The 13,773-nt window shown below is 72.5% G+C and carries 11 protein-coding genes and 1 pseudogene; 7 read left to right on the top strand and 5 right to left on the bottom strand.

Annotation, left to right across the window (positions count from 1 at the left end; all coding sequences use genetic code 11):
* The 4 genes from NON00_RS21640 to NON00_RS21625 form a co-directional block, all read left to right on the top strand.
* Positions 1 to 274 (top strand): hypothetical protein (locus NON00_RS21640; protein ID WP_256024827.1); only part of this gene is annotated, 274 nt, incomplete at its 5' end.
* Between the two features lie 96 nt (positions 275 to 370).
* A complete protein-coding gene (gene fhuF, locus NON00_RS21635; protein WP_256024826.1) occupies positions 371 to 1,144 on the top strand; it encodes a siderophore-iron reductase FhuF in 774 nt (257 codons plus the stop codon).
* An 84-nt stretch (positions 1,145 to 1,228) separates the two neighbouring features.
* Complete coding sequence (locus NON00_RS21630) at positions 1,229 to 1,534, top strand: multidrug DMT transporter permease (RefSeq protein ID WP_256024825.1); 306 nt, start codon at positions 1,229 to 1,231, stop codon at positions 1,532 to 1,534.
* A gap of 24 nt (positions 1,535 to 1,558) precedes the next feature.
* The gene (locus NON00_RS21625) at positions 1,559 to 2,446 is read left to right on the top strand and encodes an alpha/beta fold hydrolase (protein ID WP_256024824.1); all 888 of its coding nucleotides are present in this window, start codon (positions 1,559 to 1,561) and stop codon (positions 2,444 to 2,446) included.
* A gap of 78 nt (positions 2,447 to 2,524) precedes the next feature.
* On the opposite strand, the gene NON00_RS21620 is transcribed toward NON00_RS21625, so the two are convergent.
* The 3 genes from NON00_RS21620 to NON00_RS21610 form a co-directional block, all read right to left on the bottom strand.
* Positions 2,525 to 3,100 carry a type 1 glutamine amidotransferase domain-containing protein gene (locus tag NON00_RS21620; protein ID WP_256024823.1) on the bottom strand — a complete coding sequence of 192 codons (576 nt, stop codon included), beginning with the start codon at positions 3,098 to 3,100 and terminating at the stop codon, positions 2,525 to 2,527.
* A gap of 210 nt (positions 3,101 to 3,310) precedes the next feature.
* Positions 3,311 to 4,333: a GNAT family N-acetyltransferase gene (locus NON00_RS21615; protein ID WP_256024822.1), complete on the bottom strand. Its 1,023-nt coding sequence runs from the start codon at positions 4,331 to 4,333 to the stop codon at positions 3,311 to 3,313.
* On the bottom strand, positions 4,330 to 5,529 hold the full coding sequence (locus NON00_RS21610; protein WP_256024829.1) for a pyridoxal phosphate-dependent aminotransferase: 1,200 nt from the start codon (positions 5,527 to 5,529) through the stop codon (positions 4,330 to 4,332). The genes NON00_RS21615 and NON00_RS21610 overlap by 4 nt, the downstream gene beginning before the upstream one ends.
* Before the next feature lie 260 nt (positions 5,530 to 5,789).
* Here NON00_RS21610 and NON00_RS21605 point away from each other — a divergent pair, with 260 nt between their 5' ends.
* The gene (locus NON00_RS21605) at positions 5,790 to 6,812 is read left to right on the top strand and encodes a zinc-dependent alcohol dehydrogenase (RefSeq protein ID WP_256024828.1); all 1,023 of its coding nucleotides are present in this window, start codon (positions 5,790 to 5,792) and stop codon (positions 6,810 to 6,812) included.
* Positions 6,813 to 7,114: 302 nt separating this feature from the next.
* Here the strand turns inward: NON00_RS21605 and NON00_RS21600 are convergent, their stop codons facing one another.
* The gene (locus NON00_RS21600; RefSeq protein WP_256024821.1) at positions 7,115 to 7,945 is read right to left on the bottom strand and encodes an aldo/keto reductase; all 831 of its coding nucleotides are present in this window, start codon (positions 7,943 to 7,945) and stop codon (positions 7,115 to 7,117) included.
* A gap of 270 nt (positions 7,946 to 8,215) precedes the next feature.
* Positions 8,216 to 9,373, bottom strand: a complete 1,158-nt coding sequence (locus NON00_RS21595; RefSeq protein WP_256024820.1) for an amidohydrolase — start codon at positions 9,371 to 9,373, stop codon at positions 8,216 to 8,218.
* Between the two features lie 25 nt (positions 9,374 to 9,398).
* Here NON00_RS21595 and NON00_RS21590 point away from each other — a divergent pair, with 25 nt between their 5' ends.
* Positions 9,399 to 11,396: an autotransporter assembly complex family protein gene (locus NON00_RS21590; protein WP_256024819.1), complete on the top strand. Its 1,998-nt coding sequence runs from the start codon at positions 9,399 to 9,401 to the stop codon at positions 11,394 to 11,396.
* Positions 11,396 to 13,773: pseudogene (locus tag NON00_RS21585) on the top strand (hypothetical protein); the annotation flags it as partial. The gene NON00_RS21590 and the pseudogene NON00_RS21585, both read left to right, overlap by 1 nt.

The following is a 13,773-nucleotide window of genomic DNA, read 5'->3' as shown; positions in this document are numbered from 1 at the left end:
GGCCGAGGCGGCCCGGCTGCGGCGCGAGCGCGACGAGGCCCGCGCCCTGCTGGCCGAGGTGCTGGCCGCCCGCGATGGCGGCGCCGCCGTGCTGGCCCGCCGCGTCGTCGCGCTGGAGGAGGAACGGCAGGTGGCGCGTGGCCAGGCGGTGGAGGCCGCCCTCGCCCGCTCCCGCGCCGAGGCGGCGCTGAAGGCCCTGCGCGACGCCATCGAAAAGGCGCCGGGCTGGCAGGGCTGGCTGCTGCGCCGCGCCCGCCGCCGCCTGGACGTCTAGCGCGCCACCACCCGTGTTGCCGCCCCTGTCGCCGGGGGGGTGGTGGTGCCGCGCGAAAATGTTGCGAATAATTCTCACTTGAGATAGCGGAAGGGCATGTCCCAGGCCGCGTCCCTCGCCCCCCCGGCCTTCACCCGGCCACCCCCCTTCCCCTTCCTGGCCGGGCCGCTCGCCCTGGCCGGGGACGGGCTGGTGCCGCCCAGCCCCGATGCCCCCGCCCTGCCCCTCACCGAGCTTCTCGCCCCCGGCGCGGTGGAGCGCATTCTGGCCCCCCTGCTGCGCGACCGCCCGGGGCAGGATCGCCGCGCCCTGCTCTCGCTGTGGAGCCGGCATTACTTCTTCACCCTGATCCCGCCGGTGGTGCTCACCCTCTCCCTGGCCCATCGCAGCCTGCCGCTGGCGGTGGAGGAAGCCGGCCTGCTGCTCAAGCCGGATGGCCTGCCCGGCGCCATCGTCCTGCCGCATGAGGGCACGCCCTGCCCGCCGCCCGAGGCGCCCTTCGCCCGCTTCGCCCCGCTGCTGCGCGCCCATCTGGCGCCGCTGATCGCCCATTGGGCGGCCGAGGCCCGGCTCTCCCCGCGCGTGCTGTGGGCCAACGCCGCCACCTATTTCGCCTGGATCGTGCGCGAGATGGGGCAGGCCGACGCCCTGCCGCCCGGTGCCGCCGCCGCCGGGGAGGCCATCCTCGCCGCCCCCCGCACCCCGGAGGCCGAGCCCAACCCGATGCACGAACCCACCCGCCTGATCGACGGGCCGGAGGGGCCGCAGCGCTGGCGCAAGGTCTGCTGCCTGCTCTACCTGCTGCCCGGGCGGGATGAATGCTCCTATTGCCCGCTGCTGCTGGGCAAGGACCGCAAAGGCCGCGACTGAGGGAGGGAAAGGGTGGCCTTCCCCGCTTGGCAAGGGCCAGCGGCCAAGCTACCCGCAAAGGTTATGGAAACGTATCTGCCAGCCATGATGCTGCTCTCCGGCGGCGCCTTCATCAACACGCGCTCCAACGTGCCGGAACTCCGCCCCGCCTCGGATGCCGCCGACCTGGCCTGGCGCCTGCTGGCGAAATTCGCTTTCTATCTGTGGCTGGGCCTGCTGGTCTGGGGCATCTACCAGCGGCCGCTGCTGCAGGTGGGCCTCGCCTTCGGCCTCTCGCTGGCCATCAACCTCATGCTCGCCACGCACGGGCCGCGCGCCATCTGGCCCGGCCTCTCCATGCTGATGTGCGTGGGGGGGGTGGCGCTCGGGGTCTATACCGTGCTCGTCTGACCGCTCGAGACGGGAGGGAACGACATGGTCTTTGAGGGCTTCACGCTGGAGGAACGCCGCGTGGACGGGCAGACGCTGCGCCTGCGGCGCGGCGGCGAGGGCCCGCCCCTGCTGCTGCTGCACGGCAACCCGCAGACCCACCTGATGTGGCACCGCGTGGCGCCCGCCCTGGCGCGGCGCTTCACCGTCATTTGTCCGGACCTGCGCGGCTACGGCTTCTCCGGCAAGCCCGGCCCCAGCGACGACCACGCCTCCTATGCCAAGCGCGCCATGGCGGCCGACATGCTGGGGCTGATGCGCCAGCTCGGCCATGAGCGTTTCCAGGTGCTGGCGCATGACCGCGGCGCCCGCGTTGCCCACCGCCTCGCGCTCGACGCGCCGCAGGCCGTCCGCCGCCTCGCCGTGCTCGACATCGTGCCGACCATCGAGCATTTCGAGCGCACGGATATGAGCTTCGCCCTGGGCTATTATCACTGGTTCTTCCTGGCCCAGAAGCACGACCTGCCCGAGCGCATGATCCTGCGCGACGTGGAGGACTGGTTCGACCTGCAAACCTCGCGCGAGCCGAAGGACAAGGGCTTCTTCCACCCTGAGGCGCGGGCGGATTACCTCGCAGCGCTGCGCCAGCCCGGCACCGTCACCGCCATCTGCGAGGATTACCGCGCCGCCGCCACCATCGACCTGGAGCATGACCGCGCCAGCCGCGCCGCCGGGGAGAAAATTCGCTGCCCGCTCCTGGTGCTCTGGGGCGCCAAGGGGAAGATCGGGCGCTGGTACCGGCCGGTGGAACTGTGGCAGGGCTATACCAGCGGGGAAGTCTACGGCCACGCCGTCAACAGCGGGCATTACCTCGCCGAGGAAGCGCCGGAGGAGGTGCTGGCGGCGGCGGATAATTTTTTTGAAGAGACCTGACAGAACAATCCGGGGGAATGAATTCCCCCGGACCCCCTTCTTTTTTCTGGCAGGGCCGGGCGCCGCTGGCGCCCGGCGTCAGGCGGCGCGGCGGGCGCCGTGCGAGCCTTCCCGCACCTCCTCGATGATCTTCGCCACGAAGGCATCCAGATCGGCGGGGGAGCGGCTGGTGATGATGCCCTGGTCCGTCACCACCGCCTCGTCCTGCCAGGTGGCGCCGGCATTCTGCACATCGGTGCGGATGGAGGCGTAGGAGGTCATCCTGCGGCCCTGGGCCAGCCCGGCCTCGACCAGAAGCCACGGGCCATGGCAGACCGCCGCGACCACCCTGCCCTTCGCCGCGAAGTCGCGCACCAGCGCCACCGCCTTCTCTTCCAGCCGCAGCAGATCCGGGTTGATGACGCCGCCGGGCAGCACCAGCGCGTCATATTCCTCGGCCGAGACCTGGGCGAGCGGCCGGTCCACCGGCACCTCCTGGCCCCAGTCGGCCTTGTCCCAGCCGCGGATGCGGCCCGGCTGGCGCGTCTTCTCCGGCGCCGCCACCTCCACCCGCGCCCCGGCGGCGCGCAGCTTCTCCAGCGGAACCATCAGTTCGGACTGCTCAAAGCCATCCGTGGCGAGGATCAGGATACGGGCCTGCTTGATATCGGGCATCGTCTGCTCTCCCTGCGGGTGATGCAGGGAGAACACAGGCAGTGCCCAATGGTTCGCGCATGCCTGCCGCCAGAAAGAGGCAAGGCAAAAGAGTTCTTTTTTGAAAAAAAGAACCAAAAAACTTTTTTCAGTTCAGCGTCCCGCTGTGCAGGGAGACGGCGGCAGCCTGAAAGAAAGTCTTTTTGGTTCTTTTTCTTCAGAAAAAGAACATTATAATTTTCTATAGAAAAAAACCTGTTCCTGCAAAGCCCCTGCCGCATCGCGCGAGAAGCCAGGGATACGCCCCGCCTCCACCCAGCCGGCGCTGCGGCACAGGGCCTCAGCGGCGGCGCCGGCACGGATATCGAAAGTCAGGAGCGAGCGCCCGACGCCGCGCGCCGCCTGCTCCACCCGTTGCAGCAGGGCGCGGCCGATGCCCTGGCGGCGGAATTCGGGGTGGACGAGGAGTTGCTCCACCATCGCCCGGTGCGGCTGGTCCTGCGCCTGGGCGAGGTGGAGCTGCACCGTCCCGGCCACCCGCCCCTCCTGCCACGCCACCAGCAGCAGGCGGCTGCCCAGCGCGACCTCGCCCGAGACACGCTTCCACACGCCGCGCGCCACCTCCGGGGAGAGCGGCGGCAGGTGGCCGGTGGCCGCGCCATCGGCGACGCAGGCCACCAGCATGGCGGCCAGGCTGCGCTCGGCGCTGGCGGCGGCGGCGGCGTCCAGCGCCTCGATCGCCAGCCCCGCCACCGGCTTGGCGTAGCGGAATTCGAGCGACTTCGAGAGATCATCGAGGATGCGGATGGACCCCGCCCGGACATAGCCGCGCTTCTCATAGAAGCGATGCGCGGCCTCGAAGCGCGTATCCGTCCAGAGGACGATGCGCGCCGCCCCCTGGGCCCGCGCATGGGCCTCCGCGCCACCGAGCAGGGCATGGGCCAGCCCGCTGCCGCGCTGGCCCTTCTCCACATACATCTTGCAGATTTCCCAGGCGCGGTCGGAGCCGAGCGGCCGCGTGGCCACCATGCCCGCCACGCGCCCCTCCGGCGTCTCCGCCGCCCAGAGCGCGCCGCCGGCCTGGGCGAAATAGGTGGCGAGCGCCCGCAGCTCGGGCACCTCGCCATCCACGTCCAGGATGCAGTTGGGATATTCCCCCCAGGCATCGCCGACGAGGCGGATGAATGCCGCCGCGTCCGCGTCCCGCCCCGCGCGGATGGCGAAGGGCGGGGGTGAGGAGGCCGCGCCGCTCACGCCAGTTCCCGGCAGAACTCCTGGATGCGGGCGCAGGCCTCGCGCAGGCTCTCCGTGTCGGTGGCGTAGGAGATGCGGATATAGGGGCTCATGCCATAGGCCGTGCCCTGCACCGTGGCCACCAGCTTCTCCTCCAGCAGGGCCAGGGCGAAGTCGGTGTCCGTCTCGATCCGCTTGCCGCCCTTGCTGGTCTTGCCCAGGCAGCCGGCGATGCTGGGATAGACATAGAAGGCGCCTTCCGGCTTGTGGCAGGACAGGCCCGGCGCCTCGGCCAGCATGGAGACGACGAGGTCGCGCCGCTCGCGGTAGATGGCCGCGCGCTCGGCGATCAGGTCCTGCGGGCCTTCCAGCGCCGCCACCGCCGCCGCCTGGCTGACGGTGCTGATGCCGCTGGTGAGCTGGCCCTGCATGTTCGCCATCGCCTTGATCAGCGGCTTCGGGCCGCCGGCGAAGCCGACGCGCCAGCCGGTCATGGCATAGCTCTTGGAGGCGCCGTTGACGGTCAGCACCCGGTCCTTCAGGCGCGGCTCGACCTCGGCGATGGTGCAGAAGGACCCGTCATAGACGAGGTGCTCATACATGTCGTCCGTCATGATCCAGACCTGGGGATGCTTCAGCATCACCTCGGCGATGGCCTGCATCTCCGCGCGGGTGCAGGCGGCGCCGGTCGGGTTGTTCGGGAAGTTCAGGATGAGCCACTTGGTCTTCGGCGTGATCGCGGCGTCCAGATCCTCCGGGCGCAGCTTGAAGCCGTTGTTCTGCGGGCAGTTGACGAAGGTGGGCGTGCCCGTCGCCAGCTTCGCCATGTCGGCGTAGCTGACCCAGTAGGGGGCGGGGATCAGCACCTCGTCGCCCGGGTCGCAGGTGGCGAGCAGCGCATCCATGATGATCTGCTTGCCGCCATTGGCGATGAGGATCTCGTCCAGCGCGTAGTCCAGCTTGTTGTCGCGCTGGAACTTCTTCTGCACCGCCTTCTTCAGCGCCGCGGTGCCCTCGGTCGGCGGATACTTGGTGTCGCCGGCCAGCGCCGCCTGATAGGCCGCCTCGATGGCGTGCGGGGGCGTCGGGAAATCCGGCTCGCCGGTGGTGAGGCTGATCACCTTCTTGCCCTCGGCGGCCAGCGCGCGGGCGCGGCTGCCCATGACGACCGAGGCGGAAACGGCGATATCTTTGAGGCGACCGGCGAGGGCGGGCATGACCAGGATGTGCTCCGACATGTCAGGCAAATGAAGGCGCGCAGCCTAGGCCCAGCCGGGCGGCGCGCCAAGGTGGGGCGGGCTTGATCCAGCGCAAGGCGGCCCCGCGTGGCGGGCGCTAGGCTTCCCTCATATCCGGGGCAGGCCGCCCGGCCCGCCAAGGACCAGGGAACCCAGGCCCCCAAGCAACCAGGACGAGGACAAGGAGCAAGCCCATGGCCGCAACCAGCCTGCTGGAGACGAAGACCCTCCGCCCGGGCGTGAGCCGCATGATGCGCGCCGCCGTGGCGCGATCCTTTGGCGCCCCCCTCGTGATCGAGGATGTGCCGGTGCCGGAGCCGGGGCCGGGCCAGATCCTGGTCCGCCTCGCGGCGAGCGGCGTCTGCCACACCGATCTACACGCCATCAAGGGCGACTGGCCGGTGAAGCCGAAGCCCCCCTTCATCCCCGGGCATGAGGGGGTGGGGCATGTGGTGGCGCTCGGCGCCGGGGTGAAGCGCGTGCGGGAGGGGGACCGCGTGGGCGTGCCCTGGCTGCACACCGCCTGCGGCGGCTGCCCGCATTGCCGCACCGGCTGGGAAACCCTGTGCGGCGACCAGCAGAACACCGGCTACTCGGTCAACGGCACCTTCGCCGAATATGTGGTGGCCGACCCCAATTATGTCGGCCTCCTGCCGGATGCGCTGGATTTCGGCCCGGCCGCGCCCGTGCTCTGCGCCGGCGTCACCGTCTACAAGGGCCTGAAGGAAACGGAGGCGAAACCCGGCGAATGGGTGGCCATCTCCGGCATTGGCGGCCTCGGCCACATGGCGGTGCAATACGCCAAGGCCATGGGCCTGCATGTCGCCGCCGTCGATGTGCACCCGGACAAGCTGGAACTGGCCCGCAACCTGGGGGCCGACATCGTGGTGAATGCGCGGGAGCAGGACCCGGGCGCGATGCTGCAGCGGCTGGCGGGCGGGGTGCATGGCGTGCTCGTCACCGCTGTCTCGCCCGCGGCCTTTGAGCAGGCCTTCGCCATGCTGCGCCCGCGCGGCACCATGGCGCTGGTCGGCCTGCCGCCGGGCCGCTTCGCCATGCCGATCTTCGACACGGTGCTGAAGCGCATCACCGTGCGCGGCTCCATCGTCGGCACCCGGCAGGATCTGGAGGAAGCCCTGGCCTTCGCCGGAGAGGGCAAGGTGGAGTCCCACTTCACCTGGGGCCATCTCGACGAGATCAACGACATCTTCGAGCGCATGGAACGCGGCGCCATCGACGGCCGCATCGTCCTCCGCCTCTGATTTTTTTCAGGCTGCCGCCTTTCTTTCAGGCTGCCGCCGTCCTGTGGGCAGGCGGGACGCGATACTGCACCGGGTGCGCCCGTTTGCCGTGCCGCGTCCCGCCTCACCACCCGACGGCCTTTCTTCCAGGCTGCCGCCGTCCTGTGGGCAGGCGGGACACGATACTGCACCGGGTGCGGCCGTTTGCCGTGCAGCGCCCCGCCTCGCCACCCGACAGCGGCAGCCCGAAAAAAACACGATACTGAACCGGGTGCGCCCGTTTGCCGTGCCGCGTCCCGCCTCACCACCCGACGGCGGCAGCCTTACAAAAAATTCCAGTTGGGGGAGAAGTCGGGGGTGACGCGGCGCCAGTCCTTGGGGAGGGCGTCGATGGCGGCGACATCCTCGGGGGTTAGGGCCGCGGCGAGGGGGATGGCCTCCAGGTTGGCGCGCTGCGAGGCGGGGCGGGCGGCCTTGGGGATCACCACCACATTCTCCTGCCGCAGCAGCCAGGCCAGCGCCACCTGAAGCGGTGTGGCGCCGTGCCGGGCGGCGATGCCCTGCAACACCGGCTGTTCGGCCAGGGCACCCTGGCCCAGCGGGGAATAGGCGGTCAGCGCGATGCCGCGCGGGCGGCACCAGTCCAGCAGCCGCGCCTGGGAGAGCAGGGCGTGGTATTCCACCTGGAGGCAGGCGGGGGCACCGCCGAGTTCCTCCAGCTGCCGCATCAGGCCGGGTGGGAAGTTGGAGACGCCCCAGTGCCGCACCCGCCCTTCCGCCTGCACGGCCTGGAGGGTGCGGAGAATGGCGGGCAGGTCCATCCCAGGCGCCGGCCAGTGGACCAGGAAGAGATCCAGGTAATCCGTGCCGAGCTTGCGCAGCGAGCCTTCCAGAGAGCGGCGGATGGCCTCCGGCGCCAGATTGTCCCACCACACCTTGCTGGTGACGAAAAGCTCCTGCCGCGCCACGCCGGAGGCGGCGAGCGCCGCGCCCACGGCCTCCTCATTGGCATAGCGGTCGGCGGTGTCGATGTGGCGGTAGCCCAGGGAAAGGGCGCTCTCCACCGCCGCCTGCCCTTCCGCGCCGGCCAGCTTCCAGGTGCCAAGGCCGAGCTTGGGGATGGTGATGCGGTCGGTCTTCAGAACGGGGATCATGCGGGGTCCTTCCGGCGGGTCGGCCGGGAGGATCCCCGCGCGCGGCCAGGGACGCAAGCCTGGGCGGTGATTTCCGCCCGGCAGCGGGGGGCGGGTGAAACCAGCGCGCGGCGCGGGCGTTGGCGAAGGCATGGCCCGCTCCGCTCCCGCCTTTCGAGGCAACATGAACAGGATAGGCGGGGTCTTGAGAGGGGCTTCGCCCCTCTCAAACTCTCCCCACCAAAGGCCTGAGGCCTTTGGAAACCCTTTCCTGAAGGCTGCCGCCGCCTCTCAGCCCTCGTCCTGCCGCAGCGCCCGCCGCGCCGTCTCGGCCAGGAAGCCGCTGGCCACCGGCAGCACGGCGTCGTTGAAGTCGTAATGCGGGTTATGCAGCTCACACCCCCCCTCGGACGGGCCATTGCCGATCCAGACGAAGGCGCCGGGAACCTGGTTGAGGAAGTGGGAAAAATCCTCCCCCGTCATGGCCGGGCCGATGTCGCGGCGCAGGGTGGTGACGGCGGCGGCCGCCTCCGCCGCCAGTTCCCGCGCCTCCGGGTGGTTGCGGGTGACGGGCACGCCACCGCCGATCACCGCCTCCGCCTTCACCCCGAAGGTGGCGGAGACACCGGCGGCGACGCGCTGCAGGCCATCGCGGATCTGCGCGCCCACCGCATCGGTGAGGAAGCGCATGCTGCCCTTGATGGCGACACGGGCGGCGATCTGGTTCTGCGCCTCGCCGCCCTCGATCATCGTCAGGCTGACGACGCCGGTGGCCATCGGGTCCAGGTTGCGGGCGACGATGGCCTGGCAGGCGACGATGGCATGGCCCGCCGCCACGATCGGGTCCCGCGTCAGATGCGGCAGGGCGGCATGGCCGGCATGGCCCTCGATGATGATCTCGAAGCGGTTGCCCGCCGCCATCACCGGCCCCTCATGCACGGCGATGGTGCCGGCGGCGAGGCCGGGCCAGTTGTGCCAGCCGAAGATGCGGTCCATCGGGAAGCGCTGGAACAGCCCGTCCCGCACCATGGCGGCGGCGCCGCCACCGCCCTCCTCCGCCGGCTGGAAGACGAGGCGGACGGTGCCCGTCCAGCTCTCATCCTTCAGCAGCAGGGCGGCGGTGCCGAGCAGCGCAGTGGTGTGGCCATCATGCCCGCAGGCATGCATCACGCCCGGGTTGGTGCTGCGCCAGGGCAGGTCCTGCGCCGCTTCCTCGATGGGCAGGGCGTCCATGTCCGCGCGCAGGCCGACGCTGCGGTTGCTGCCCGGCCGGTGCAGCGTGGCCACCACCCCATGCCCGCCAATGCCGGTGGCGATCTCCGTCACCCCCAGTTCCCGGAGCTTTTCCACGACAAAGGCCGCGGTCGGGCCTTCCTGCAGGGTCAGGCTGGGGTTGGCGTGGAGATGCCTGCGCCAACGCGTCAATGTTTCGGCAAGGGTCGGATCCATGTGCTAGGGCATACCGCTTAAGCTGATGCGTCTCAAACATTCCCTCCCCCTTCTGTTCCTCGGCGCCGGGCTGGGGCTGGCGCTACTGCCGGCCACCCCGCCGCGCGCCGCCACCCAGGCGGCGGAGACCGGGGCGGAGCCTCCCCCCGGCGCCCCGGTCGAGGCGCCGCCGGAAGAAGAAACGCGCAGCATCGCCTACAGCGTCACCCTGCCCGAGACGGGGGATGCGGCGCTGGACGAGGCCATCCGCCGCGCCTCGGCGCTGGAGCGGCTGCGGGAGAGCGCGCCTGTCGATACCTATGGGCTGATCGGCCGCGCCATCGCCGAGTCGGACCATCTGCGCGACGCGCTGCGCTCGGAGGGGTATTATGGCGGGCGCTTCGCCGTGCTGGTGGAGGGCACGCCGCCGGAGACGCCCGGCCTCGCCACCCGGCTGCAATCCCGCCCGGCAGGGGCGACGCCGGTGGCGGTGGCGGTCACGGTGGTGCCGGGGCCGCGCTACACCCTGGCCGCGCCGCGCCTGGTGGCCGAGCCGGCGGGCACCGCCCTGCCGGATGGCCTGTCCCAGGCCCTGCCAGGGGCAGGGCTGGCGGCCGGCGCCCCCGCCCGCGCCCAGCCGGTGCTGGATGCGGAGGCGCGCATCACCACCGCCCTGCGCGAGGCCGGCCACCCCTTCGCCAGCCTGCGCCGCCGCGTCCTCGTCGACCATGACGCGCGGGTGCTGGAGGTGACCTTCCTCATCGCCCCCGGCCCGCGCGCGCAATTCGCCCGCCCCCGCGTCATCGGCACGGGCCCGGCCGCGGGCACCGCCCCGGGCGGCTCCGAAACCCGCACCGAAACCCGCACCGATGCCCGCACCGATGCCGGCCTGCTCGGCCGCATCGTGGCGCCGCTGGAAGGCGAGACCTACAGGCCCGCGAAGCTGGAGGAGGCACGGCGCAACCTGCTCAGCCTCGACGTCTTCAGCACGGTGCGCGCCCGCGCGGCGGAGCGGCTGGACGAGAGCGGGCGCCTGCCCGTCACCTTCACCGTCATCGAGCGGCCGCTGCGCGCCATCGGCTTCAGCGCCGCGTATGAGACGCGCTACGGCCCCACCTTCAGCACCTACTGGGAACACCGCAACCTGCTGGGCGGGGCGGAGAAGCTGCGGCTGGAGGCGGAGGTCAACCGCCTCGGCACCACGGGCGACACGAGCGATACCGGCGGCAGGCTGGCCGCCAGCCTGAAGACGCCCTGGTTCGCCGGGCGCAACCAGACGCTCAGCCTCGACACCGCCGCCCTGCGCGAGCGCCCGGACGCCTATGACCGCGACGCCTTCACCCTGGGCGCCACGCTGGAGCGCAGCCTCTCCCCCCGCCTGGCCCTCAGCGCCGGGCCGCAGGTGGAGTTCAGCCGCGTGACGCAGGATGGGGAAACCACCAGCTACCAGCTCCTCGGCCTGCTCGGCACGCTGCGCTGGACGGATGTGGACAATCCGCTGAACCCCTCGCGCGGGCTGCGCGGCACGCTGCTGGTCAACCCGATCTACAGCCTGGGCGAGAGCAACGCCTTCACCCGGCTGCGCGCCCAGGCCAGCACCTATCTCGACCTTTCGGGCGACCAGGGCAGCATCCTGGCGCTGCGCGGCGCGGTGGGCAGCATCCTCGGCGCCAGCTTCGGCGGGGTGCCGCCGGACAAGCGCTTCTATTCCGGCGGCGGCGGCTCGGTGCGCGGCTACAGCTACCAGTCCGTCGGCCCGCGCACGGCGGCGGCGGAGCCGGCGGGCGGCCTCTCCCAGGTGGAGGCCACGCTGGAGCTGCGCCAGCGCGTCAGCGGCCCCTGGGGCATGGCCGTCTTCGTCGATGCCGGCTCCGTCACGCGCGACCCCATGCCGGATTTCGGCAATCTGCGCTTCGGCGCCGGCCTCGGGCTGCGCTACCTGACGGGCATCGGCCCGCTGCGCGCCGATATCGCCCTGCCGCTCAACCGGGAAAGCGGGGATTCCGCCTTCGGCCTCTATCTCGGCATCGGGCAGGCTTTCTGATGCGGCCCCTCGCTGCCCGCCTGAGGCGCTGGGCCCTGCGCCTCCTCGTGCTGCTCGTACTGCTGCCGGTGCTCCTATTGGTGCTGCTGCCCGGCCTCGTCCTGGGCGGCGCCAACACCGCGCCGGGGCAGCGGCTGATCGCCGGCCTGGCCACGCATTTTGTCCCTGGCCTGACGCTGGAGGGGCTGCACGGCCCCATCCCCGGCGCCCCCGGGCTGGAGCGGCTGACCCTGGCCGATGCCGCCGGCCCCTGGCTGGTGGTGGAAGGGCTGCGGCTGGATCTCGACCTGCGCGCCCTGCTGCACCGGGAGGTGCTGATCGAGGAATTATCCGCCCGCCGCCTCACCCTGCTGCGCCTGCCCGAGAACGGCCCCACCCCGCCGGAGGCCACGGCGCCGCGGGCGGGCGGCCCCCTGCCCGTCCTGCCGGAGCTGCCGGTGGCGCTGCGGCTGGCGCGGCTGGAGATCGCCCGCATCGACATCCCGCGCGACCTCGTCGCCGCCACGGTGGAGGAGCATGGCCCGCCCTTCGCCCTCTCCGCCCGGGGCGAGGCGGAACTGGCGGCGGCGGCGCTGCGGGCGCGGCTGGCGCTGCGGCGGCTGGAGGCGGAAGGGCAGCTGGATCTCGACCTGTCCCTCGACCCCAGGGCCCGGCTCCAGGCCAGCCTGCGGGCGCGTGAGCCGGCGGGGGGCGTGCTGGCCACGGCCCTCGGCATCCCCGAGGCCCCGGCGGAGCTTTCCCTGGCGCTGGAGGGGCCGGCCAGCGGCGCGGCGCTGCGCGCGGCGGCGGCCTTCGGCACGGCGGCGGGCTTCACCGCCGCCGGCACCCTGGCGCTGGACGCCCAAGGCGGCGGTGCCCTGGCGCTGGAAGGCCATCTGGACGCCCCCGCCCCGCTCGCCCCGGCGCCGCTGCGGGCGGTGGATTTCGCCTTCCGCGCCCGCCTCCCCGCCGGGGCGCAGCCGGAGCTGGAGGCGCTGCGCCTCGCCATCCCCGCCGGGGCGATCACCGCGCGCGGCAGCCTCGCCGCGCTGGAGGCGGAGGCCAGCCTCGGCCCCTCCGCCGCGCTGGGCGATCTGGTCCCGGCGGGCTTCGGCTGGGAGGCGCTCAGCCTCACCGCCCGCATCGAGGCGGGGGAGCGCATCACGGCGCAGCTCCGCCCGCGCGGGCTGGTGGCGCCGGAACCGCTCTCCGGCGCCCTCGGCCCGGCGCCCGAGGCGGATTACCAGGGCACGCTGTTCCGCATCGATTCCCTCACCCTGCGGGGCGAGGGGGCGCGGCTGGAGGTCTCCGGCAGCGGCTGGGAGCGCCTCGACCTCACCGCCCGGCTCGACCTGCCGGACCTGAAAAAACTCCACGCCGATCTCTCCGGCCCGGCGCTGCTGCGCGCCCGCGTGAGCGGCCCCGCCGCCGATCCGGGCCTGGTGCTGGATCTGGAAAGCCCCGGCCTCACCGCCGCCGGGCGGCGCATCGAGGCCCCCGCCCTGCAGGCCGAGGTGCCGGCCCTCAGCGCCTGGGCCGGCACGCTGCGCCTGACCGGGCAGGCGGAGGGCCAGCCCGTCGCCCTCGACCTGCGCGCCGCGCGGCAGGGGGAGACGGTGCGGCTGGAGGCGGGCCGCCTCACCTTCGGCCCGGTGCGCGCCGAGGCCAGCGGCACGCTCGACACCGCCACCACCCGCTTCGATGGCCGCCTGACCGCCGCGGCGGAGGATCTGGCGCCGCTCTCCGCCCTGCTCGGCCAGCCCATCGCCGGGGGCTTCCGGCTGGAGGCCGCGCTCTCCCCCACCCCGGAGGGCCGGCAATCCTTCGACGCCCGGCTGGAGACGCAGCGCGTCACCCTGGCCGGGCAGAGCTACGCCGCCGGGATGACGCTGAAGGGCACCGATGCCGCGCTGGACTGGCACATGGAGGGACGCCTGCCACAGGCCAGCCTCCAGGGGCGCGGCCGCTTCTCCCGCACCGAAGCCGGGATGCGGCTGGACATCGCCGCGCTGGAGGTGGCGCAGGGCGCGCTCGGCCAGGGCCTGGGGCTGCGCCTCGCCGCGCCGGGGGCGGTGCTGCTGCCGCCCTCCGGCGCGGTGGAGATCCCCGGCCTGCGCCTCGCCGCCCGCCCCGCCGGCAACCTGACGCTGAGCGGCCGCTGGGGGCCGGAGCGCGCCGATCTGCGCCTGGCCCTCGCCGCCCTGCCGGCCTCGGTGGTGAACCTCTTCGTGCCGGAGCCGCGCCTCTCCGGCACGGTGGTGGGGGAGGCGCGCCTCAGCGGCCCCGTCGCCGCGCCCGAGCTGGCGGCGACGCTGAACGGCACCGGGCTGCGGGTGGAGGCGCCATGGTCGCGCGGCTGGCCGGCGGCGACGCTGCGGGTGCAGGCGCAGCGCAGCGG

Source organism: Roseomonas sp. GC11, assembly GCF_024437745.1.
In the GTDB taxonomy this organism is placed as follows: Bacteria; Pseudomonadota; Alphaproteobacteria; order Acetobacterales; family Acetobacteraceae; genus Pseudoroseomonas.
Note: the sequence above shows the minus strand (reverse complement) of the source record. Positions and strands in the feature narration are given on the sequence as shown.